The sequence below is a fragment of the Plantactinospora sonchi genome (genome assembly GCF_036422035.1).
Taxonomy (GTDB): domain Bacteria; phylum Actinomycetota; class Actinomycetes; order Mycobacteriales; family Micromonosporaceae; genus Plantactinospora; species Plantactinospora sonchi.
The window spans coordinates 114273-136348 of sequence record NZ_JAZGQK010000034.1 but is presented as its reverse complement, the minus strand read 5'-3'; the positions used below and the strand labels follow the sequence as shown (position 1 = coordinate 136348).

Below are 22076 nucleotides of genomic sequence, written 5' to 3'. Positions count from 1 at the left end.
GCCAGACGCGTCACCGGGACCGGCGGCTCCTACCCGCTCGTTGCAGGAGCCTGGCCACGATCACGGGCAGCAGGTGCAGTACGACGACGAGCGCGACGGTCAACACGGCGAGCTGGCTGACCGAGAGGCCCTGCGGCGCCAGCACCAGTGCCGCACAGGCGCCGGTGAGCAGCACGTGCATCACCACACGCAGTGCGGTACGCCGGGTCGACGGGTGGCTGCCACCGGTCGTCGTGTCGACCCCGCTGTCGCGCCGTGCCAGTGTGGTGACCGCCGCCGTGATCGCGATGAGCAGGGCGAACTGCAGGGCCCAGACGGCAGCCGTGCCGACGCTGGCCCCGTTGGTCGTCGACGGTACGGCGACGGTCGTGACCGCGAACACGACGAAGGCCGGCGGCCAGGTGAAGAGAAAGGCGGTCGTCGCTGCCAGCGCGATCCTTCTCGGCAGGCTGACCCGCGGTTGAACCTGTTGCTGGATGCGGCTCATCACCCCGGCGGGAGCCCACACCAACGTGCGGGGTCGACGCGTCTCGGGTGTCGGGCGTGACATGCGGCCGAGCCTAGTGCCGGTCGGTCGTGGATGGCGGGAACAGGCATCAGTGGCGCGCCTCGGCGTCGCTCCTTGCCGACGGTCGATACGCTGCCAGGGCTGCGCGCGGCAGTGTCGACGTCGGAGGTGGTCCCGGTGCACCCCTGCTCATGACAGCCCCACCCCGGGGCGTCACGGAGCCGAAAGGTGACCGGATGAGCAGGACCGACAAGACCCGGCCGTGGTGGGTGAAGATTGCCGATCGACCGATGGTGACCTGCCGACCCAGCCATGATCATCGGTTCGGGTCGTGCACGTTGCCCGAACAGGTCGACGCCGACAGTACGGCGACGGCGGCCGGCCATCCCACGAGAAGCTGTTACTGGCGGGTCACGGACCATTTCGCCGACCTGCTCCACGACGGCTGCCGGAGCTGCACCGGCTACCACGCGCGTCGTGAGGAACGCCGGCGGAGTCGCCACCGGTCGCACCGCGAGTTGCGCGCCTACCGCGGCGAAGATTGACCGGTACGGCAGGGCCGGGCATCCGCCGGCCCTGCCGCCTTCCGCGCGGCGTGATCGCGGCACGTCATCGGCGGGACGGGATTGTCGTCTGTGGAGCCCCACGACGACCGGCTCCCAACCGGGGGCGTGGGTCCGCGCGAAAGCCTCCCGGGCCCGCGACACACCGCCGAGTGAGCCTGTCCATCCGCGGCGCCCGCTCATCTGTGCCGCCCGCTCATCTGTGCCGCCCGCTCATCTGCGGCGCCCGCTCATCTGTGGCGCCCGCTCATCTGCGGCGCCCGCTCATCTGTGGCGGCTGACGAAGCTGACGGACGAAAAAGGGAAAGGAAACTGCACGCTCCTTTCCCTTTCTAACTTATATCGCACCCGGGGGCTTGCGGCAAGACCCGGGTGGTGCCGCAGAATCACCGGCCGAGGCCGAAACCAGCAGAAATGGAAGTCACGCAATGTGTGCGTTGTTGTCGACGTACGGGTCGCGCGCTGATTGCGAACCAGCGGAATCGTCGATCCGAAATCCAGGAGCCGGGAGCCCACCAACCCGGGCGACCCGAACCGGCGCCGGCCACGGCCCGCGTCGCGCGGCGCGTTGCCCGTCCTGGTCGCCGCGCTCGCCACACCGCCATCCAGACACCTTGCCACCCGCGAGGTTGCCAGCGACCCCAGATCGGAACCGGTGACGTGAACCCTGTGACCTTCCGCGCGTTCGACCTTCCCGACCATCTCTCCGCCAAGGCCGATCCGGCGCTGATCGCCCGCGACGAGCGGCACTTCGCGGACATGGCGGAGACCCTCCGGCAGTCGCGGGCCGACCTGTCCGACCGCCTCGATGCTGAGCGCAGGGCGCCCGGCGGCAAAGGCCGGCAGGCGCTGGACCGGGACACCGAGGTCCGACGGCTGACCGTACGCCTGCGCGCACTGCGTCGCTTCGGTCTGGACCTGTGCCTCGGACGCATGGTCGGCGCGGACGACTCCGAGCCCGTGTACATCGGACGACGTGGCCTCACCGACGGCGAAGGCCGTCGGCTGTTGCTCGACTGGCGTTCCCCCGCGGCCGAACCGTTCTTCGGCGCGACCCACGCCAATCCGATGGGTCTGCGAAGCCGCCGCAGGTACCGCTGGACCGGTGGCCGGATCACCGACTACTGGGACGAGGTGTTCACCTCGGACGGCTTCGAAGGACACGCCGCGCTCGACGACCAGTCCGCCTTCATCGCCAGCCTGGGCAGCCACCGGTCGAGCCGGATGCGGGACGTACTCGGCACCATCCAGGCTGACCAGGACGCCATCATCCGGGCGGGATCCCGGGGCGTCCTGGTCGTCGACGGTGGTCCGGGAACGGGCAAGACCGTCGTCGCCCTGCACCGCACCGCCTACCTCCGCTACGCCGACCCTCGCCTCGGTCACCGCCGGGGCGGTGTGCTGTTCGTCGGTCCGCACCAGCCGTACCTGGCCTACGTCGGCGACGTCCTCCCCAGCCTCGGAGAGGAGGACGTGCAGGTCTGCACCCTGCGCGACCTCGTCGCCGAAGGAGCCGCGGCGGCGCCGGAGAAGGACCCGGACGTGGCCCGGCTGAAGGCTTCCGCGCAGCTGGTGACGGCGATCGAGACGGCCGTCAGGTTCTACGAGGAGCCACCCACCAAGGGCATGACGGTCACGACCGACTCGTCCGACATCTGGTTGAGCGCCGACGACTGGGCCGAGGCGTTCGAAGCGCCGGACCCTGGTACCCCGCACAACGAGGCCCGCGACGAGATCTGGGAAAAACTGGTCACGATCCTGACGGACAGGCACGACGGCGACGAACCGGCGGACCTGGTTCGCAGGTCGGTGCTGCGGAACCGGGAGCTACGCGCCGCCTTCCACCGCGCGTGGCCCCTGCTCGAGGCGGCCGACCTCGTCGGAGACCTCTGGTCGGTACCCGCCTACCTGCGCAAATGTGCTCCCTGGCTGAGCCCCGACGAGATTCGGACGTTGCAGCGCGCGGACGCGCGGGCCTGGACGGTGTCCGATCTGCCGCTGCTGGACGCGGCACGGCAGCGACTCGGCGACCCGGAGGCGTCAGCGCGTAGGCGTCGGCACGACGTCTCTGTCGCCGCCGAACGCGCACGCATGGCGACGGTCGTCGACGACCTGATCGAGGCCGATGCCTACGACGACGGTGAAGGCGTGCTGACCATGCTGCGCGGACAGGACATGCGGGACGCCCTGGTCGACGACGCGGTACTGCCCGGCGTCGACCCGGACCGGCTCGCCGGCCCGTTCGCGCACATCGTCGTCGACGAGGCCCAGGAACTGACCGACGCGGAGTGGCAGATGTTGTTGCTCCGCTGCCCGTCCCGGAGTTTCACCATCGTCGGAGACCGTGCGCAGGCCAGGCGCGGGTTCCCGGAGTCGTGGCAGGAGCGGCTCCAGCGGGTCGGACTGGACAACGTCAAGCTGGCCTTCCTGAACGTCAACTACCGGACGCCGGCAGAGGTCATGGCGGAGGCCGAGCCGGTCATCCGGGCCGTGCTCCCGGATGCGAACGTGCCGACCTCCATCCGCAGCGGCGACGTACCCGTCGTACACGGCTCCGCCGCCGATCTGGGCTCGGTTCTCGACACCTGGCTCGCCGCGCATCCCGACGGGACCGCCTGTGTCATCGGCGATCCCACGTTCCCGGCGACGTCCCGCGTCCGGTCCCTGACCCCGGAGCTGTCGAAGGGGCTCGAGTTCGACCTGGTCGTCCTCGTCGACCCGGAGGCGTTCGGCGAAGGTGTCGAAGGAGCGGTCGACCGTTATGTCGCGATGACCCGGGCAACCCGGCAACTCGTCATCCTCACGACATCCTGACCACGTGGTCGCGGCCTGACGACGACCGGTCCGGCGCCCACCCCGGCTCAGGCCGCCACGGTCAGCCGGTCGGCTCGGAACCCTCCCCGGGCGGAATGGGGTGTTGACGCAACGGCTCGGTGGCCGGTCCGTGCAGTACGCCACCCCGGGTGTCGAAGCGCGAGCCGTGGCAGGGGCAGTCCCAGGTCTTCTCCTCGTCGTTGAATGCCACCAGACAACCCAGGTGGGTACAGGTCGCGGAAACCGCGTGCAGCCGACCGGAGCCGTCGCGGTAGACCGCGCGGCGCTCTCCGGCTATCCGGATCACCGCGCCGTCTCCGGGCGCCAGTTGGTCGGGGGAGTCGGCGTGGCTGGCCGGCCGGATCCGGTCGCCGACAAACCTGCGGGCCACCTCGACCGCGGCCTTCACGAACGGGACCGCCTCGACGGTGGGGTGCAGGCGCCGGGGGTCGTACAGCCTGCTCCACGGCGGGTTCTCGCCGGTGATGAGGGCGGCCAGCAGACGCCCGGCCAGCACCCCGTTGGTCATGCCCCAGGCGTTGAAGCCGGTCGCCACGTAGACGTGGCGGGTGCCGGGATGCAGTCGGCCGATGTAGGGCACCCGGTCGGTGCTGGTGTTGTCCTGAGCCGCCCAGTGGTAGGCCAGCGAGTCGACCGGGAACCGGTCCCGGGTCCAGGTGGCGAGCCGGTCCAGACGGTCGGTCACGCCGGGAGTGCCGGGCTGGTACGACTCGCCGGTCACGATGAGCAGTCGTCGCCCGTTGTCGTAGGGCGCGGTCCGGACCGAGCGGGTGTTCTCCTCGGGAGTGACGTACATGCCGCCCGGGTCCTGGTGGGCCTCGATGACCGCGGCGACCACCAGTTCGCGGTGCGGCACGAGCCGGGTGAACAGTCCCGCCCGGTCGAAGATCGGATAGTGGGTCGCGACCACCACGTCCCGTGCGGTCACCGTGGCACCGGCCTCGCTCGTCAACCGGCACGGTCCGCCCTCGTCGAGGTCGACGATCCGGGTACGTTCGAAGACGCGTCCTCCCCGGCGGACCAGGTCGGCGGCCAGGGCGAGCAGGTAGCGGCGGGGATGGAACTGGGCCTGCTGCTCGACGCGGATCGCCGCCCCGACCGGATAGGGCAGGCCGGTCTCGGTGACCAGCGACGCGGGCAGGCCCGCCAGGCGTGCCGCCTGCACCTCGGCTTCGATCTGGTCCCGCTTCCCCTCGGGCAGATAGCTGAAGGCGGGCAGCCGTTCCAGGTCACAGTCGATACCCAGCTCGGCCACGGTGCCGGCGACGTGGTCGATCGCGTCGAGTTGGGAGTGCGCGTACCAGCGTGCGGCCTGCTCGTCGAATTTCGACCGCAGGTGGGCGTAGATGAGACCGTGCTGGGCGGTCAGCTTCGCCGTGGTGTATCCGGTCACCCCGGCCGCGATCCGGTCGGCCTCGAGCACCGCCACCGACAGCCCGGCCCTGGCCAGCTCCCATGCCGTGCACAGGCCGGCGATGCCGCCACCGACCACCGCGACGTCGACCTCGACATCGTCCGCCAGGTGGGCGAACGACGTCGGCTCCGTCGAGTCCATCCAGTACGACTCCGCCGATCCCTGCCTCATGGCGTCCCCTATACCCGCCGTTTGTGGCGGCCACGCCCGCCCGGGCCCCTACGTGGGCAGGCGGCGACGGCCGACCGCCTGGCCACGGTGCCGGGTCGTCCAGCGACCGCGTCCGCCGGATTTGCCCACCTCCGGCGCAAAATTGATCCAGATCCCGGTCGTCGGATAACGTCCCCGCTCGTGAAGCGTTTTCGTGCTACCGCTACGGCATTGATCTGTGTCTCCCTCATAACCCTTTCCGCCTGTGCCGGGGAAGACCCGGAGCCCACCGCGGGTTCCACGCCCTCGGCCTCCGCCACTCCGTCTTCGGTGGCCTCCGCCGCACCGTCCTCGCCCGCCGCGGCGGGTGGGCAGAGCGACAAGGAACTCTGCGAGTCCGTCAAGAAGGCCGGGGACAAGCTGAAGGAGGCGTTCATCGGGGCCATGACGTCCGGCGAGGAACCGGAGCCGGCCGCGTTCAAGGGGATCCTGACCGACATGAGCGAGGAGGTGACCGCCCTGGTCGCCGCGGCCGAGGCCGACAGCAAGGTCGCCGCCGCTCTGAAGGCGTTCGGCGCCGAGACGTCCAAGGCCGCCTCGGCCGCCGACCCGGTGACCGCCGCCGCCAACCCCGCCTTCGAGAAGGCCGGTGCGGACATCACCGCCGCCTGCAAGACGGCCGGTGTCACGGTCAACTTCTGAGGCGATCCGCCGACGACTCCCATCGCTGATCTCCGACGGCGCCGCCCCCAGGGCGGCGCCGTCGTCCGTCGGCCCACAGTGTGGAAAGGTCCACGGGCCGCCCCGGCAGGTCCCGGTCGAGGACCATGACGTCGTAGTCGACCTCGACGGTGCGGTCGAGCGCCGCCGTCCCGTCGTACGCCACGTCGACCGCCATGCCCTCGCGCCGGAGAACCCGCGCCACCGAATCGGCGAGCCGCACGTGGTCCTCCACCACCAGGACCCTCATCCGTCTCTTCCGTCCGCCCGTGCCCGTCCCCGGCCCGGACCGCCAGCGGGGGACCACGGTCACCCGAGGGTCACACAGGCCGCGCACCGGTGTCCGCACCCGGACCGCGTTCGGTTGTATCGGGTGGGGCACCTGACCCGGACGGGACAGGCAGGACCTACCGGTTCCGACGACCACGAAGGAGCGCCGATGTCCTCCGACGTACCGACCGCACCACGGGACCGGGCCGGGACCGGCCCGGTCCGCCCGCGCGTCGACCTGTTCCTGCTCGCCGGCCAGTTTCCCGGCGCCGACCACACGGCCACCCTCACCCACGCGGTGGAGTACGCCGTCGCCGCCGAAGCCGCCGGGTTCGGCGGTGTGTGGCTCGCCGAGCACCACTTCATGACGTACGGCGTCTGCCCGTCCGCGGTGACCCTCGCCGGGTTCCTGCTCGGGCGGACCAGCCGGTTGCGGGTCGGTACGGCGGCGGCGATCCTGGCCAACCGCCACCCGGTCGCCCTCGCCGAGGAGGCCGCGACGCTCGACGCGGTCTCCGGCGGGCGACTCGACCTCGGGGTGGCCCGCGGCGGCCCCTGGGTCGACCTCGAGGTCTTCGGCACCGGACTGGACCGGTACGCCAACGGTTTCCCCGAGTCGTTGGACCTGCTCCTCGACGCGCTCTCCGGCCGGCCGTCCATCGCCGCGGACGGGCCGCGTTTCCGGTTCCGTCCGGTGCCGATGGTGCCCCGGCCCACCCGGCCGATGCCGGTGTGGGTGGCCGCCACCTCGCCACCGACGGTGGAACTCGCCGCCGTCCGGGGGCTGCCGATGCTGCTGGGAATGCACGCCGACGACGCGGCCAAGGCCGACACCGTACGCCGGTACGCGCGGGCGGCGGCGGTGGCCGGCCAGGACACCGGCGCCGAGAGGCACGTCTCCGCCCACGTGGTTCACGTCGCCGACAGTGTCGCCGAGGCCGAGAAGGAACTGCGGGCGACGTTGCCGGGGTGGCTTGCCCGGACCCGTGAGTACGTCCGCGTCGACGGTACCCCGCCCGCACACCGCGACCTCGACGCCTATCTGGCGCACCTGCTCGCGATCCATCCGATCGGACCGCCCGAACGCTGCGTACACCGCCTGACGGAGACCCTCGCCGTGACCGGCGTCCGGCACCTGATGCTCGTGGTCGAAGCCGTCGGGCATCCCGACCGTACCCGGGAGGTGATCGGGCGGCTCGGTGCGGAGGTCCTGCCGCGCCTCGTCGTACCCGGCTGAGGCCGGCCGGTCGGAGGTGGTGGTGGATCGGCGGCACCGGCCGTCCACCCTGTGTGGCAGGTGACCGTTGCGGTCCGAACGCCGGTCACCGTCGCGGAGGTCACCGTCGTGGGGGTCGCCGATCGAACTTCCCCGCGACGGCATGGTCGGTGTCGGTGACCTCTCCGGTCTCCAGGACCTGCTTCAGCCGGCGCAGATTCGCGGCCACCTCTTCGGCGGGCGGCTTCCCGATCAGGGTCAGCACGCCACGGCCGAGCCCGCCGAACGGGGTCCGCAGCACCTCGTGCACCGTCGTCCACCCCGGCTCCGGTCCGGGACCGAAGCGGATCGTCCAGTGGGTCCGCAGCGCGGGTACGGCCGTCGTCTCGTAGCGGATCAGCTCGTCGGTGCGCGCCTCGGTCAGCCTCATCGTGGAGCGGAGCCGGATGCCGAACGGCCCCACCACCGTCCACCGGTACCTGCCCGGGCCGACCTCGTCGACCGCCACGACGTCGCCCAGGAAACGGGGCAGGTTCTTGAGGTCGCGGTAGAAGCCGAAGACGTCCCCGACCGGGCGACGGACGGTCACCGTCGCCTCGACACCGCTGTCGCGGATACCGGTCGAACAGTGGCGCATCGCTGTCTCCGACGGGTTCTTCCCAGCCTGGCTCTGCCGCACGACCACCAGGGCCGGCGACCAGCGTGTGCCCGGGGTCCCGGCGGTTAAACCCGCGAGCGGGTCGCCGGCCAGTTCGTCGACGAGCGCCCGAGTTCCCGGTCCCGGCCACCGGAGTCCGGAATCGGCTGCCGTCGTGACGACCAGCACGTCCGCCCGCCGGACCCGCGCCGCGGTGCGTCGGCCACCTCTTCGCGATGGTCGTCGTCGCGCCATCGGCACTCGGGTGCCACCGGAACCGCCGGTCCGGGACCGTCCGACGGTAGGTAAGCAGCCGTTCCACCCGCGGTCATGTCGCGTTGATCATGGCGTCCCGGGTCTGCCCTACCGTCCGGCGCATGACTGTCTCACCTGCACGAGCAACTCGCGGCCACCTGGCCGCGCGGTTCGGCAGCCGCACCCGGGTCGCCGCCGCGCTGGCCGCGCTCGCGGTACCGGGCGCCGCGCTGGTTGTCGCCTCCCCGCCCCCGGCGGTCGCCGAGCCCACCGACGTGGTGATCGCGGAGGACTTCTCGGCCGGAACGCTGCCCGCCGGCTGGCGGGTCGTCGACGGCACGTGGAAGGTCGAGAACGGACGGCTGCTCGGCACGTCGGCCAGCTCCAGCGCGAACAACAAGGTCACCTTCGGTGGGCACCTCACCGACTTCCGGTTCGAGGCCACCGTGCGGTTCGAGTCGGCCCAGTCGGCGGCCCGCTGGGCGGCGCTCGGTCTGGACGTCCCGGCCGACGGCTCGACGCCGTGGTGGATCGCCACCATGCGCAGCGGCAGCACCGCCAGCAACGGCCTGGAGTTCGCCCAGCGCACCACGGCCAACGCCTGGAACGTGACCAACACCGGCTCGGCGCCGTACGCGGCGAACACCGGGCGGGACGTCCGGGTCGCCGTCGAGGTGCACGGCAACCAGGCCCGGTGGTTCTTCGACGGGACCGAACGGCTGCGCACCAGCAGCCTGCAGCGCTCGACCGGAGGGGGACTCGGACTCTTCGTCAACGGCGCGGCCGTGTCCTTCGACGACGTCAAGGTCACCGAACTGCCCCCGAACGGCTACCTGCGCCCGGCGGGCAGCCCGTTCACCGTCATCGCACACCGCGGCGCCTCCTCGGCCGCGCCGGAGAACACCCTCGTCGCGCAGGAGATCGCCCGCCGGGCCGGCGCCGACTGGATCGAGAACGACGTGCAGCCGAGCCGGGACGGCGTGCCGTTCATCCTGCACGACGGCACGGTCGACCGGACCACCAACGGGACCGGCAACCTCCGCGACCTGACCTCGGCCCAGCTCAAGGCGCTCGACGCCGGCTCGTGGTTCGCCCCGCAGTACGCCGGCGCGCGGATCCCCACCCTCGCCGAGCAGTTGGCCGACCTGCGTACCCGGGGCGGGAACCTGCTGCTGGAGATCAAGGGCCGGCACACGAAGGACGAGGTGGCGAAGATCGTCCAGGTGATTCGTGACGAGCGGATGACCGACCGGGTCTTCGTGCAGAGCTTCGAGGTGGACGCCCTTCGCCACAGCCGCGAACTGGCTCCCGAACTGCCGCTCGGCCTGTTGCGCAGCACCCTCGACGCCGATCCGGTGGCGCTGGCGAAGGAGCTGGGGCTCACCGCGTACAACCCGGACGGCAACGCGTTGCTCGCCCGCCCGTCGGTGATCGCCGACCTGCACCGGGCCGGGGTCGCCGTGATGGCCTGGACGATGGACTCGGCCGGCCAGTGGCAGCGACTGGAGCAGGCCGGCGCGGACGCGATCATCACCAACCGCCCGGCGGAGCTGGCCGGCTGGAACGCCGCACTGCTGCAGCGGCCGCAGCCCGGCGCCACCACGGTCACGATCACCTCGCCCGCCCCGGCCGCCCACCTCGACCGGGCCCAGTCGCCGGTGCTGGCTGTCGCCGCCACCGAGGCGGACACCGTCACCCTCACCCTGGACGGCAAACCGGTCACGGTGGGGGAGAAGCTCAACCTGGCCACGCTGGGTGCCGGCCCGCACACCCTGGTCGCCACCGCGACCGGCCCGACCGGCACCGCGTCGACGACCGGTACCTTCACCGTCACCGCGAGCCAGGCCGGCCTCGGCTACCTCGTGCTGACCTCGGGTGTCGACCGGAAGGCGGTCGCCTGGATGACGAAGAAACTGGGCGACGGAAAGTACGCCGACCTGGCGAAGTACGCCGACCGGGAGGCCGGGAAGCTGATCCCGGCCGAGGCGGCCCGGGTCATCGCCGCCGACGCCCGCACCCTCGCCGGAAAATAGTCGGCACCGCGGCCTGACGGTCGACGCCGGTCTCCTCGCCGCGGCCTGACGGTCGGCGAAGACGACCCCGTCGGCCGTCACGGCCGGCGGGTCACCCGGGTTGTTCCTCGACATAGGCCAACTGGACGAGGGTGGGCGGCTGGCCGCGCCGGACCAGCCGACCCCGGCCGGGGGGTTGTTCGCCGAGGTAGGTCTGCGGCCAGAGCGCGCCCTCCCGCCGGTCGCCGGACAGGAGCAGGCCGGTGCAGCCGAGTTCCCGCATCCGGGTCAGCACCGGCTCGTAGACCGCGCGGCCGGCACCCGCGCTGTGCCGGGTCACCACGAGATGCAGTCCGAGGTCGCGGGACTGGGGCAGGAAGGTCAGCAGCGGGGTGAGCGGGCTCGCGCCGGCACCGCCGAGCAGGTCGTAGTCGTCACAGAGGACGACGAGCTCCGGACCCTGCCACCACGAGCGGTCGCGTAGCTGGTCAACGGTGACGTCATCCGGCGGCAGCCGCTTGCGTAGCTCGGTGACGACAGCCCGCGCCAGTGGCTCTGCCAGCGCCTCGGTGTTCGCATACCCGCCGAGGTAGGGCTCCGGCACCACGTCCCGCAGGGTTCGGCGTGGGTCGACCACGACGAAGACCACCTGATCGTGGGTGTACTGCGCGGTCAGGTCCCGGGCGACGAGCCGGAGCAGCGAGGTCTTGCCACTACCCTGGTCGCCGAAGGTCAACAGGTGCTGCTCGGCGCCGAACAGGTCGAGCAGTACCGGGCCCAGATCGGTCTCCGCCAACCCGAGACGGATCCCACCGCCGGTCGGGGTGTTCGCCAATTCCGCGTAGTCCACCCTGCCCGGCAGCATCCGGACGACCGGCACCCGGGGACCGGGCCAGGCCGAGGCCACCCGGTCGACCAACTCGCCCAGGCCGGATTCCGAGGTGTGGATGCCGGTGCCCTCGTTGAGCTGGGGCAGGGCGACCTGCGCCGTCAACCCCGCTGCGGTCAGGCACCGCCCCGGGGTGTCGTACGGCAGGTTCTGCGCCGCCCGCCGGTCGATCGCCGACTCGGCCGGGTCACGGAGCCGGAATTCGATCTTCGAGCCGATCGCCGCCTGCAGCGGCGCCCGCAGGTCGGCCCAGCGTCCGGCGGTCACCACCAGATGTACGCCGTACCCCGGCCCCTGCAGCGCGACGTCCTGCACGACATCGGCGAGATCCTCGTGGTCCCGCCGCAACGTCGGATGGTCGTAGACGATCAGGACGATGTCGGCGGCCGGCAACTCGGGCAGCCCTCCCCGCCGGTGCAGCCGGCGCAGCTCGTCGACCGAGTTGACGCCCCTGCCGGCGAGGAGTTGTCGCCGCTGTTCAAGCAGTGTGCTGACGTACCGCACCACGCGACGTACCCGGTCCGGCTCCGACCTGCCGGCCACCGCGCCGACGTGCGGCAGTCCGGCCAGCACGTTCAGCAGACCGCTGCTACCGAGGTCGACGCAGTAGAAGGCGAGTTCCCGCGGAGTGTGGGTGAGCGCGGCGCCGGTGACCAGGGTGCGCAGCAGCCGCGCCTTGCCGGTACCCGGGGCGCCGAACACGCCGAGATGCCCGCCGTCGACCGCGAGGTCCACGAGAAACGGCGCCTGGCTGTGCTCGGCGGGACGGTCCACCAGCCCGACCGGCACCCGCAGCGTGCCGCGCCGCTCGGCGTCAGCGACGGTGAGACCGCGCCCCGGTTCGACCGCCAGCGGGCCTGTCACCGCGGCGAGTGGCAGCGCCCGGGGCAGCGGAGGAAGCCAGATCTGGTACGTCTCGCCGAGACCGGCCATCCGGGAGACCAGCATGTCGAGCAGCGACATCCCCTCCTGCTCCGGAGCGGTCTCCTCCGCCAGCAGCTCGTCCCAGCTCGGCGGTCGCGGGTGTCGGTGCCGGTACGGGCCGGAGACGTACGCCGCGGTGAACCGCTGGAAGACCGTGGTGTCGACCTTCAGGTACCCGATGCCCGGCAGCGGCGGCAGGTGGTACGCGTCCGGCACCCCGAGCACGGCCCGGCTGTCCTGCTCGGTGAGGGCGCGCAGCCCCAGCCGGTACGACAGGTACACCTCCAGCCCGTGTAGCCGGCCCTCCTGGATTCGCTGGGAGGCGAGCAGCAGGTGAACGCCGAGCGACCGGCCCACCCGGCCGATGCTCCTGAGCGACTCCGCGAAGGACGGCTCGGCGGTGATCAGCTCGTCGAACTCGTCGACGACCACCAGCAGGTACGGCAACGGAGGCACTCCCCGTTCGGCGTCCCAGCCCCGGTGGTAGTCGGTGATGCTGGCCAGCCGGCCGGCGTCCCGCAACAACTCCTGCCGGCGGATCAGTTCGCCCCGTAGCGTGTGCTGGAGCCGGTCCACCAGGCCGCTCTCGTCGCCGAGGTTCGAGACCACCGCCGCGGTGTGCGGCAGGCCGTCCAGGCCGGCGAAGGTGGCGCCGCCCCGGTAGTCGACCAGCAGGAACGCCACCAGGTCGGGCGGGTGGGTCATCGCCAGCGCGAGCACCACGGTGCGCAGCAGTTCGGACTTGCCGGAGCCGGTGGCACCGACACAGAGCCCGTGCGGACCCATTCCGTCGAGTGCGGGTTCCTTGAGGTCGAGTTCCACCGGGCCACCGTGCTCGTCGACGCCGATCGGCACCTTGAGCAGTTGGTCCCGGCTGGTTCCGCGTCGCCAGGAGCGGCGCGGGTCGAAGTCGTCGGGATGGTCAAGCCCGAGCAGGTCGGTCAGCGAGGCGACGGGAGTCAGGCTGGGGTCGACGTCGTCGTTTCCGTCGCCATCGTCGTCCCGCGCCGGCGGCTCGACCAGGTGGACCAGCGAGTCGAGAACCTCCTGGGCGGTACGGCCGGCCGGCCCGGCGCGGCGCGTCGCCCCGACCAGGGCCTTCGAGATCGCGGTCAGATCGCTGCCTGGGAGCAGGGCCAGTTCACCGAGGCGACGGACCGCCTCGACGTCGTCGGTCCGGGCCGCCACCTCGGCGAGGGCCTTCCGCTGCCAGGTGTCGAGACTGTCCTCAGGCGACGGCTGATCCCGTAACCGCGCCCGCATTGCGACGAACCACTCCCGGCCCAACGGGCTCGGCCCGGCGCCGGCGACGGCCCGGGCCCGGTCGAGCCACTCGACGGCGCCGCGCGGGTCGAGGTGGCTGAGCGCGGTCAGCCGCTGGGCGTGGTCCAGTTCGGGCAGTGCGTGCCAGGCCGGTGTCTGGTCGGTGTACCGCTCCAGCAACAGTGCCACCCGGGTCACCCGTTCGGCGCCGAACCGGGACACCAGGCTGGCCAGCAGCGCCCTGCGCATCAGCGGGTCGATCTCGTAGAGTCCCTCGCCCAATTCCCGGCACAGCGGCGAGAGCAGGAGTGCCGCCTCGGCCTCGTACGGCAGCACGATCGGCGGGTCGAGGAAGAAGTTCACCCGCAGCAGGTTGAGGAAACCGGTGTCCAGGGCGACCGGCAACGCCGCGTGGCAGGCGAGTTCGAGGGCCCCGGGCGGCAGGTGCTGTCGGGCCGCCGCCAACCGGGTGGCGATCGGCCGGGCGCGCATCCAGTCCGTCACAGCGCCCGCTCCAGCTTCGCGGGGCGGCCCCGCAGCACGTCGACCGCCCGGTACATGCCCTCCCGGGTCAACGGGAACATCGGCAGATGCCGGGCCACCTGCTCGGCCGTGGTGCGTTGCCACCGGGCGGGCGGCACCGGGTTGAGCCAGGCCACGGTACGGACCGACAGCGACAACGTCCTGGCGAAGGCCACGGTGTCCAGCAGTCGGCTGCTGCTGAACCCGCCACGTGCCGCGCCGGCGTCACCGATCACCACCGCGTCGGCGTCGCGGGTCGCGGTGGCGAGCAGTTCGGTCAACCGCCGGGGCCTGGTCAGCTCCGGATCGTCGTACACCCGGCCCTCGGCCAGCGGTGCGACGAGCCGGACGACCGGGTCGATGGCGGGGGCGAACGGATCCGGCAGCTCCGCGAGCAGGTGCTGGTCCGGGCTGCGGCCGGCGGTGTTGTGGAAGTAGCCGACGAGCAGCGAGTCGAGCCGTCCCGCGCTCGCGATGGACCTCCGCACGTGGTCGACGTAGTCGTGGAACGGGGTCATCGAGCCCTGGCGGTCGACCAGCAGCAGCAGTCGGGTGGAGTTGCGTCGCGGCGGGACCAGCACCGGGGGAGTGGGCAGCCCGGTGCGGGCGAACCGGTCCAGGGTCGCCGGCACGTCGAGTTCGACCGCCGGGCCGTGCCGGGTCGGGCGGCGCAGACCACGCCAGATCTGCGCGACCTGTCGTTCGGTCACCGGGTAGTGCGCGGAGAGCACGAGTGACCGGTCGGACCGGCCGGTGCCCAGCGGGGGGAGGGCGTGGCGTACCTGCTGCGGGGTGAGCCGGGGAGCCGGGGTGGGCGACTCCGGCGTCGGCGCCGCTCCCGGCTGGTCGGTCGGCGCCGGCAGCACCGTCCCGACGTCCTCCTGGACCGGCACCGGCGGGTCGGACGGCACGGTGTCGACCGTCCACTCCGGAAGCTCGACCCGGGAGAAGGCGGCCCGGATGAGGGTCTCCTCGGTGGCCGACTTCGCCCACAACGAGACGCAGAGCCGCAGCAGCGCGGAACTCGACGACCAGCCGAAACCGGCGGCGAGCGCCTGTCGCAGCGCGACGCAGTCGTCGATCCCGAGCGGGATGCCGCGCCGCCGGAGCTGGACGACGAGCTCGTGGACGAACGGTGGCATCGCCGGGCCCGGCTCCGCGTCCGGCACGCTTCCGGCCGGCCCGGTCACCGGTCCGTCCGGCCCGGTCACCGGCCGGTCAGCCAATCCGCCACCCGGGTCCGGTCGCCGTGATGCTTGAGCAACGCCCCCGGGTACGGCAGCTCGCCGACAGACTCGGCGGAGGCGCCGGTCGCCTGCAGGTAGCCGACCCAGTCCAGCAGCTCACTCAGCCCGGGTTTCTTCGCCAGGTCGAGCTCGCGCAGCTGGAGCAGGGTGGTGAGCGCCTTGAACCGCAACGGGCTCTGCGGGATCCCGTGTGCCGCCAGGATCCGGCCGAGTTCCGTGATGGTGGCGGGAAACTCCAGGTAGTGGAAGACACAGCGCCGCAGGAACGCCGCCGGCAACGCCTTCTCCTCGTTGTTGGTGACGAAGACGATCGGTCGGAGGTCCGGCCGGTCCGGCGGTACGGCGTGGTGCAGCCCCGGTACCTCGGGGACGTCGAAACGCAACTGGTCGAGTTCGCGCAGCAGGTCGTTCGGGAAGTCGATGTCGGCCTTGTCGATCTCGTCGAGGAGCAGGACGGAACGCCGCCCGTGACCGGCCCGGGCGATCGCCCGACCCAACGGGCCCAGCCGGACGTACCGGGCGACGTCCTCGGCACCGCCACCCCGCGACCGCCGGCCGGTCTGGGCGTCGTACAGCCGCCGGACCGCGTCGTAGGTGTAGAGCAGGTCCTGGGCCCGACTGGTCGACTTGACGTACGCCTGCTCCAGCGGAAGACCGAGGGCGTACGCGACCGCGTACGCCAGCCGGGTCTTGCCGACGCCCGGGTCACCCTGCAGCAGCAGCGGCCTGCCCAGCGCGATGGCGAGGTTGACCGCGTCCTCCAGCTTCTCGTCGGCGATGTAGGGCTCGCGCCGGACCAGCACGGTCGACGGATTCCGGGGCAGCAGGGGGTCGACGTCGGCGGCCTCGATCAGACGCTGCTCCGGCAGCTCGGCCAGCCGGTCGAACCGGACCGACGTGTCGACGGTGTGTCTGGTCAGCATCCTTCCGCCTCCAGGTCCTCGAGGTAGCCGCGGAGCTGCGCCGGTTCCCGTCGGACCCGTTCGATGAAGTGCTCCAGGACCTCGTACGTGATACGGGTGTCGAGGGTGTCGTCCACCGTGGCCTGGGCACAGATCGCCCTGCTCCACGCGTCGGCCAACGACGACGGCCAGCGGCGGAACGCGGTGACGTGCGACGCCCAGGTCGCCACGTCACGCTCACCGAAGGACGGCCGGGGCAGGACGGTGACGGTGGCCGGGTAACCGCCGGCCGGGGTGCCCACGAAGAACAGCACCAGCCAGCGGGGCGCGCGTGCGTAGGCGGCCCGGACCCGCGCCCAGAACTCGGCGACCAGGTGGCCCGGCACACCGTCCACCAGCACCGGGCAGACCACGTTCACCCGTTCCAGGTCGGACCGGTAGCGGGTGACGTAGTTGACGGTGGTGTCGAGGGAGAACGTCTCCGGCCGCAGCGTCAGCACCCCCTTCTGGGCGATCTCCCCGACGTACGGCGGCAGCCAGGCGCAGAGGTTCGCCACGACCAGCATCTCGTCGCACTCGACGCCGAAGGCGAGCAGCCGACCGTCGGCGGCGGCCTTCGCCTCCAGGATCGCCGTCTTGAGCCGGTCCAGGTCGAAGAAGGCGGTGTCGAGGAGTTGCTGTACGGGGGAGACCGGGGCCGGCCGGGAGACGCTGAGGCCGAGCCGGAACCGCGCCACCAGCCGGTCCACCGGTACGGCGTACAGCACGTTCGCGGCCAGCCGGCGCATCCCGGAGTAGCTGGCCCGCTCGGGGACCTGTTCGACGAGCAGCCCGACGACCGCGTTGTCGACGGTGACCGCGCTGCCGGAGTAGCCGGCGTAGTCCCGCAGCTCCTCGACGACCTGGAGTTGCAACACCGTCATCTCGTGCCCGCCGGCGTTGACCACCAGGTGGTCCGTTGCCGAGACCGCGCCGGTGAGCTGGACCGCGGCGCCCTGCGGACGGGCGGTGACCCGCCACTCGGCGCGCAGCGTGGCGTGTGCGAGCGGCGGCAGCACGGCCAGCGACTCGGCGACCCGCAGCAGCGCACAGTCGATGGTCGGGTCGCGGTCGACCTCCTCCACCGGCACCCGTATCCCGGAGGAGGTGACGAAGGCCAGATCGGTGGCGGCACGGTCCCGCACGACGTGCGCCGCCGTGGCGACGATGCGGTCGGTCAGGCAGAACCCGCTGCCCAGGTCCTTGCCGCCGCCGGAGACGATCCGTCCGTCGATCATTTCCGGCGCAGCGTGACGGTGACCTCGAAGGTGGCCTCCGTGCCGGCGCGGGACAGGATCACGCCGGCCTCCGTGGTGAGCGTGACGCCGAACGTCGCGGACACCTCGTCGACCTGCCAGTTCTGCCGGGACGGCAGGCGGTCGGGGTTCAGGTCGATCGCCTGCGCGGCGGCGACGATGGCGTTCTGGATGTCGCCCACCCGGTCGCGCAGCTTCTCCACGACACTGCTGCCCCAGGTGATCTCGCGCCCCTGATCGACGTCGACGACCTGGACCACCACGGACTCGGGCACGTCCGGCTCCGGCATCGAACGGCTCCCTCCGCGGATCACGACGGCAGCGGTAACCGTACCCAACACGCGATTGGGACGGTAGGGACCGGCGACGACGGAAGACCGACAAAAGGCTCCGGTACCGGAGGGTCGAGCGGCCGGCGACGGTCGCCTGCCGTACCGCGTTTCGGGTGGTCGCGACGGGATGCGGCGGTGAGATGAGTCATGCCGGATAGGGGCCGACGACCTGGAGATCGTAAGGTTAGCCGAACCTAATTCGAGGGGTACGAGGAAACGTCGTGACGATCGTTGCGGACCGGGCGACCGAGCCCGGGACCCGGTCCGGCCGCAGGGGCGGCCGCCGCGTCGTGGTCACCTCCGCCGCGGCCGTGCTGCTGCTGGTGGTGGTACTGGCGAGTCTCGCGCTCGGTAGTCGACCACTGAGCCCCGGCCAGGTGTGGCACGCCCTGGTCGCGCCGGACGGCGGCGAGGCCAGCATCATCGTCCGGGAACTGCGGGTGCCGCGTACGCTGCTCGGCCTCACCGTCGGGCCCGCGCTCGCCCTCGCCGGGGTACTGCTGCAGGCACTGACCCGCAACCCGCTCGCCGAGCCGCGGATCCTCGGCGTCAGCGCCGGGGCGTCACTGGGCGTGGTGGTCGCGATCTCGGTCTTCGGCGTCGGCACCCTCGCCGGCTACGTCTGGTTCGGGGTCGTCGGCGCCCTGCTCGCCGGCCTGCTCGTCTTCGGCATCGCCAACCGGGCCCGGGAGGGCGCCAGTCCGGTGACCCTGGCCCTGGTCGGCGTCGCGCTCGACGCCAGCCTCGGCGCGATCGCGATCGCCCTGCTCACCGTCGACGCCCGGACCTTCGAGGACTACCGGTTCTGGGTGGTCGGCGGGCTGACCGGCCGGGACGCCGCGGTCGCCGCCCAGGTCGCACCGTTTGTCCTCGTCGGCGTGCTGCTCGCCGCGTTCGCCGCCCGGGGCCTGGACGCGCTCGCGCTCGGCGACGACGTGGCCCGGGGACTCGGTCACCGGGTGGGGCTGGTCCGGCTCGCCGGTGGCGTGGGCGCGGTCCTGCTGATCGGCGCGGCCGTCGCGGCCGCCGGGCCGATCGCCTTCATCGGACTCGCCGTACCGCACCTGGCCCGGGCCCTGGTCGGCGCCGACCACCGGTGGACCCTGGCGGTGTCCGCGCTGCTCGGTCCGATACTCCTGCTCGCCGCCGACATCGTCGGCCGGTTGGTCGTACCGCCCGGGGAGGTGCCGGCCGGGATCGTCACCGCGCTGCTCGGCGCACCGCTGCTGGTCGTCCTGGTCCGCCGCGCCAAGGTCGTGACCGCGTGAGCGCCCAGGGCGGCTCCCTGACCGCCGGTCCGGGTAGCGCGCTGCCCGTCGGGCGGACGCTGGTCCGGCTCGGTCCTGTCCGGCTGGTCGTCCGACACCGGCCGATCGTGGTCGGCGGGATCCTGGTCGTGCTGCTCGCCGCCGTCGGGGTGCTCAGCCTCTCGCTCGGCACCCCGTACGTCGCCCCGGGTGACGTACTCCGGTCGCTCACCGGCGCCGGCACCCCGTACGACCTGGTCGTCCTCGATCTGCGGCTGCCCCGGGTGGTGCTCGCGGCGGCGGTCGGTGCGGTCTTCGGCATCGCCGGCACGCTGATCCAGACCGTCGCCCGTAACCCGCTGGCCAGTCCGGACGTCGTCGGGATCACCCAGGGCGCCGGGCTCGCCGCCACGGTGGCGTTGACCGGTGGTGCCGCCGCCTCGCTGATCGCCCCGGCCGCCCTCGCCGGCGGACTGGCGGCCGCGGTCGTGGTGTTGCTGCTGGGCATGCGACACGGCTTGGCGGCGCACCGCTTCGTGCTGGCCGGGGTGGCGGTCGCGGTGGCGCTGCGGGCGCTGACCGAGGTGGTGATGCTCTCCGCCGATCCGGTCGACGGGATCCGGGCCCAGCTCTGGCTGGTCGGCACCCTGGCCGGCAAGGGCTGGCGGGAGGCGGCGTACCTGGGGCTGACCCTGCTGGTGCTGCTGCCGGTGCTGCTCTGGGCCGGTTGGGCACTGAACGGCAGCGCGCTCGACGACGACACCGCCCGGGGAGTCGGGCTGCGTCCGGTGGCCCGGCGGGTGGGGTTGGCCACCACCGGGGTGCTCGCCGCCGCGATGGTCACCGCCCAGGTCGGCGCGGTGGACTTCGTCGCGCTGGTCGCCCCGCAGGTGGCCCGACGGCTGGTCCGGGCGGAACGGCCGCCGCTGCTCTGCGCCGCGCTGGTCGGCGCACTCCTGGTGGTCCTCGCCGACCTGGCCGGGCGCCGGCTCTTCGCCCCGACCCAGCTCCCCGCCGGTGTGCTGACCGCCGCGCTCGGCGGGCCCTACCTGATCTACCTGCTGCTGCGTGGTCGACGGAAGGTCTCCTGATGCTCTCCACCCGTGATCTCGCCGCCGGGTACGACGACCGAACGGTCATCGACGGACTCGACGTGGACCTTCCCGCCGACGCGTTCACCGTCATCGTCGGGCCGAACGCCTGCGGCAAGTCGACCCTGCTGCGGACCATGGCCCGGTTGCTCACCCCGCGCCGGGGCACCGTGCTGCTGGACGGCGAGGCGATCCGGGACCTGCCGACCCGGGCGGTGGCCCGCCGGCTCGGCGTGTTGCCGCAGAGCCCGCTCGTGCCCGAGGGCGTCACCGTCGCCGACCTGGTCGGTCGGGGCCGGCAGCCGTACCAGCGGTGGTGGCGGCAGTGGTCGGACACCGACGAGGCGGCGGTCCGTGAGGCGATGGTGCTGGCCGACGTCGAGTCGTTGGCCGACCGGGCCGTGGACACCCTCTCCGGCGGGCAGCGGCAGCGGGTCTGGATCGCGATGACGCTGGCCCAGGACACCGAGGCGCTGCTGCTCGACGAGCCGACCACCTTCCTCGACCTGGCCCACCAGGTGGAGGTCCTCGACCTGCTGCACCGGCTGCGGGTGGAGCGCGGCCGGACGGTGGTCGCCGTCCTGCACGACCTCAACCAGGCGGCCCGGTACGCGGACCACCTGATCGCGATGCGGTCCGGCACGGTGGTCGCCGCCGGGCCGCCCCGCGAGATCCTCACCGTGGACCTGGTCCACGACGTCTTCGGGCTCGACTGTGTGGTCGTGCCCTGCCCGGTGACCGGGGCGCCGCTGGTCGTCCCGACACTGCGCACACCCTCCCTCATGAAAGGTTCCCCATGCGCCGCAGAGTCATCACCCTTGTCGCCGTCGCCGCCCTCGGTGCCGGCCTGACCGGTTGCAGCAGCGACCCGGTCAGCGGGGGAGCCGCCGGAGGTGAGACCCGGACCATCACCCACGCGATGGGCACCACGCAGGTGCCGGCGCATCCGGAGCGGGTGGTGGTGCTGGACACCGACAAGATCGACACGGCGCTGTCCCTCGGCGTGACCCCGGTCGGTGCGGCGAAGGCCAGCGACAGCGAGGCGTTCCCCACCTACTTCGGGGCCGACAAGATCGCCACGATCAAGCCGGTCGGCCTGCTCACCGAGCCTGACCTGGAGGCGATCAGCGCCCTGCACCCGGACCTGATCCTGGGCAGCAAGTTTCGCCAGGAGAAGTTCTACGACGAGCTCTCGGCCATCGCGCCGACGGTCTTCACCGAGCGGGTCGGCATCACCTGGAAGGAGAACTTCCTGCTCGACGGGGACGCGCTCGGCAAGGCACCGGAGGCGAAGGACCTGCTCGCCGGGTACGAGAAGCGGGCCAAGGACCTCGGCACCAAGCTCGGCAACCCGGGGCAGCGGAAGATCTCCGTGGTCCGGTTCCGGCCGACCGAGATCCGGGTGTACGGCCCGGAGTCGTTCTGCGGCATCGTGCTCGGTGACGTCGGGCTGGGCCGGCCGGAGCGGCAGCTGCTGGCGAACAAGGAGGACAAGCGGTTCGACGCGGTCAGCCCGGAGCGGATCTCCGAGGTGGACGGCGACATCATCTTCGTGACCGCGTTCGGCGCCAAGGCCGAGGCGGAGCAGAGCAAGGTGACCGGCGGCAGCCTGTGGAAGAACCTCTCGGCGGTCAAGGCCGGCAGGGCGTACCCGGTCGCCGACGAGACCTGGATGCTCGGCATCGGTGTCACCGCCGCCGGGAAGATCCTCGACGACCTCGAGAAGTACGTGACCGCGGCCTGATCCGCGGCGGCGCGAACCGTACGACGGCCCGGTCTCCCCG

Annotated in this window: 16 protein-coding genes and 1 pseudogene; 8 read left to right on the top strand and 9 right to left on the bottom strand. The window is 72.2% G+C overall.

All coding sequences use genetic code 11. The features are described from left to right. Window positions 1-10 precede the first annotated feature (10 nt). A complete protein-coding gene (locus tag V1633_RS32170; RefSeq protein WP_331218083.1) occupies window positions 11-550 on the bottom strand; it encodes a hypothetical protein in 540 nt (179 codons plus the stop codon). Between the two features lie 1190 nt (window positions 551-1740). On the opposite strand from V1633_RS32170, the gene helR reads away from it, so the two are divergent. Next, on the top strand, window positions 1741-3885 hold the full coding sequence (helR, locus tag V1633_RS32165; RefSeq protein WP_331218088.1) for an RNA polymerase recycling motor ATPase HelR: 2145 nt from the start codon (window positions 1741-1743) through the stop codon (window positions 3883-3885). A gap of 61 nt (window positions 3886-3946) precedes the next feature. On the opposite strand, the gene V1633_RS32160 is transcribed toward helR, so the two are convergent. Beyond that, the gene (locus V1633_RS32160; protein WP_331218082.1) at window positions 3947-5491 is read right to left on the bottom strand and encodes an FAD-dependent oxidoreductase; all 1545 of its coding nucleotides are present in this window, start codon (window positions 5489-5491) and stop codon (window positions 3947-3949) included. A gap of 309 nt (window positions 5492-5800) precedes the next feature. On the opposite strand from V1633_RS32160, the gene V1633_RS32155 reads away from it, so the two are divergent. Further along, complete coding sequence (locus V1633_RS32155; RefSeq protein WP_331218081.1) at window positions 5801-6172, top strand: hypothetical protein; 372 nt, start codon at window positions 5801-5803, stop codon at window positions 6170-6172. A gap of 88 nt (window positions 6173-6260) precedes the next feature. Here V1633_RS32155 and V1633_RS32150 read toward each other — a convergent pair. Continuing rightward, window positions 6261-6440, bottom strand: a pseudogene (locus tag V1633_RS32150) (response regulator); the annotation flags it as partial. Window positions 6441-6629: 189 nt separating this feature from the next. On the opposite strand from V1633_RS32150, the gene V1633_RS32145 reads away from it, so the two are divergent. After that, the gene (locus V1633_RS32145) at window positions 6630-7697 is read left to right on the top strand and encodes an LLM class flavin-dependent oxidoreductase (RefSeq protein ID WP_331218080.1); all 1068 of its coding nucleotides are present in this window, start codon (window positions 6630-6632) and stop codon (window positions 7695-7697) included. Window positions 7698-7797: 100 nt separating this feature from the next. On the opposite strand, the gene V1633_RS32140 is transcribed toward V1633_RS32145, so the two are convergent. Beyond that, window positions 7798-8313, bottom strand: coding sequence for an SRPBCC family protein (locus tag V1633_RS32140; protein WP_331218079.1), 516 nt, complete (start codon window positions 8311-8313; stop codon window positions 7798-7800). Window positions 8314-8690: 377 nt separating this feature from the next. On the opposite strand from V1633_RS32140, the gene V1633_RS32135 reads away from it, so the two are divergent. After that, a complete protein-coding gene (locus V1633_RS32135) occupies window positions 8691-10601 on the top strand; it encodes a glycerophosphodiester phosphodiesterase (RefSeq protein WP_331218078.1) in 1911 nt (636 codons plus the stop codon). Window positions 10602-10692: 91 nt separating this feature from the next. Here V1633_RS32135 and eccCb read toward each other — a convergent pair whose 3' ends face one another. Genes eccCb through V1633_RS32110 form a run of 5 tightly spaced genes read right to left on the bottom strand, consistent with a single transcriptional unit; the run spans window position 10693 to window position 17912 of the window. Beyond that, window positions 10693-14160, bottom strand: a complete 3468-nt coding sequence (gene eccCb / locus V1633_RS32130) for a type VII secretion protein EccCb (RefSeq protein ID WP_331218077.1) — start codon at window positions 14158-14160, stop codon at window positions 10693-10695. Beyond that, complete coding sequence (locus V1633_RS32125) at window positions 14157-15404, bottom strand: hypothetical protein (protein WP_331218076.1); 1248 nt, start codon at window positions 15402-15404, stop codon at window positions 14157-14159. Before V1633_RS32125 ends, eccCb begins: the two co-directional genes overlap by 4 nt. Beyond that, entirely contained in the window at window positions 15386-16348 is a 963-nt protein-coding gene (locus tag V1633_RS32120; RefSeq protein ID WP_331218075.1) for an AAA family ATPase, read from the bottom strand. Before V1633_RS32120 ends, V1633_RS32125 begins: the two co-directional genes overlap by 19 nt. Then, window positions 16342-17604, bottom strand: a complete 1263-nt coding sequence (locus V1633_RS32115; RefSeq protein WP_331218074.1) for a S1 family peptidase — start codon at window positions 17602-17604, stop codon at window positions 16342-16344. Before V1633_RS32115 ends, V1633_RS32120 begins: the two co-directional genes overlap by 7 nt. Further along, window positions 17601-17912 (bottom strand): CU044_2847 family protein, encoded by a 312-nt coding sequence (locus tag V1633_RS32110; protein WP_331218073.1) that lies wholly within the window; start codon window positions 17910-17912, stop codon window positions 17601-17603. Before V1633_RS32110 ends, V1633_RS32115 begins: the two co-directional genes overlap by 4 nt. A 263-nt stretch (window positions 17913-18175) precedes the next feature. On the opposite strand from V1633_RS32110, the gene V1633_RS32105 reads away from it, so the two are divergent. The 4 genes from V1633_RS32105 to V1633_RS32090 are packed head-to-tail and all read left to right on the top strand — an operon-like array spanning window position 18176 to window position 22036. Next, complete coding sequence (locus V1633_RS32105) at window positions 18176-19222, top strand: FecCD family ABC transporter permease (protein ID WP_331218072.1); 1047 nt, start codon at window positions 18176-18178, stop codon at window positions 19220-19222. Continuing rightward, complete coding sequence (locus tag V1633_RS32100) at window positions 19219-20292, top strand: FecCD family ABC transporter permease (protein ID WP_331218071.1); 1074 nt, start codon at window positions 19219-19221, stop codon at window positions 20290-20292. Before V1633_RS32105 ends, V1633_RS32100 begins: the two co-directional genes overlap by 4 nt. After that, window positions 20292-21143 carry an ABC transporter ATP-binding protein gene (locus tag V1633_RS32095; RefSeq protein ID WP_331218070.1) on the top strand — a complete coding sequence of 284 codons (852 nt, stop codon included), beginning with the start codon at window positions 20292-20294 and terminating at the stop codon, window positions 21141-21143. Before V1633_RS32100 ends, V1633_RS32095 begins: the two co-directional genes overlap by 1 nt. Beyond that, window positions 21089-22036, top strand: coding sequence for an ABC transporter substrate-binding protein (locus V1633_RS32090; RefSeq protein ID WP_331218069.1), 948 nt, complete (start codon window positions 21089-21091; stop codon window positions 22034-22036). Before V1633_RS32095 ends, V1633_RS32090 begins: the two co-directional genes overlap by 55 nt. The last annotated feature ends 40 nt before the right edge of the window (window positions 22037-22076 follow it).

Coding starts and splice junctions, on each gene's coding strand:
- V1633_RS32170 (WP_331218083.1), bottom strand. CDS start 550: ATGTCACGCCCGACACCCGAGACGCGTCGACCCCGCACGTTGGTGTGG.
- V1633_RS32160 (WP_331218082.1), bottom strand. CDS start 5,491: ATGAGGCAGGGATCGGCGGAGTCGTACTGGATGGACTCGACGGAGCCG.
- V1633_RS32145 (WP_331218080.1), top strand. CDS start 6,630: ATGTCCTCCGACGTACCGACCGCACCACGGGACCGGGCCGGGACCGGC.
- V1633_RS32140 (WP_331218079.1), bottom strand. CDS start 8,313: ATGCGCCACTGTTCGACCGGTATCCGCGACAGCGGTGTCGAGGCGACG.
- V1633_RS32135 (WP_331218078.1), top strand. CDS start 8,691: ATGACTGTCTCACCTGCACGAGCAACTCGCGGCCACCTGGCCGCGCGG.
- V1633_RS32120 (WP_331218075.1), bottom strand. CDS start 16,348: ATGCTGACCAGACACACCGTCGACACGTCGGTCCGGTTCGACCGGCTG.
- V1633_RS32115 (WP_331218074.1), bottom strand. CDS start 17,604: ATGATCGACGGACGGATCGTCTCCGGCGGCGGCAAGGACCTGGGCAGC.
- V1633_RS32110 (WP_331218073.1), bottom strand. CDS start 17,912: ATGCCGGAGCCGGACGTGCCCGAGTCCGTGGTGGTCCAGGTCGTCGAC.
- V1633_RS32095 (WP_331218070.1), top strand. CDS start 20,292: ATGCTCTCCACCCGTGATCTCGCCGCCGGGTACGACGACCGAACGGTC.
- V1633_RS32090 (WP_331218069.1), top strand. CDS start 21,089: ATGCGCCGCAGAGTCATCACCCTTGTCGCCGTCGCCGCCCTCGGTGCC.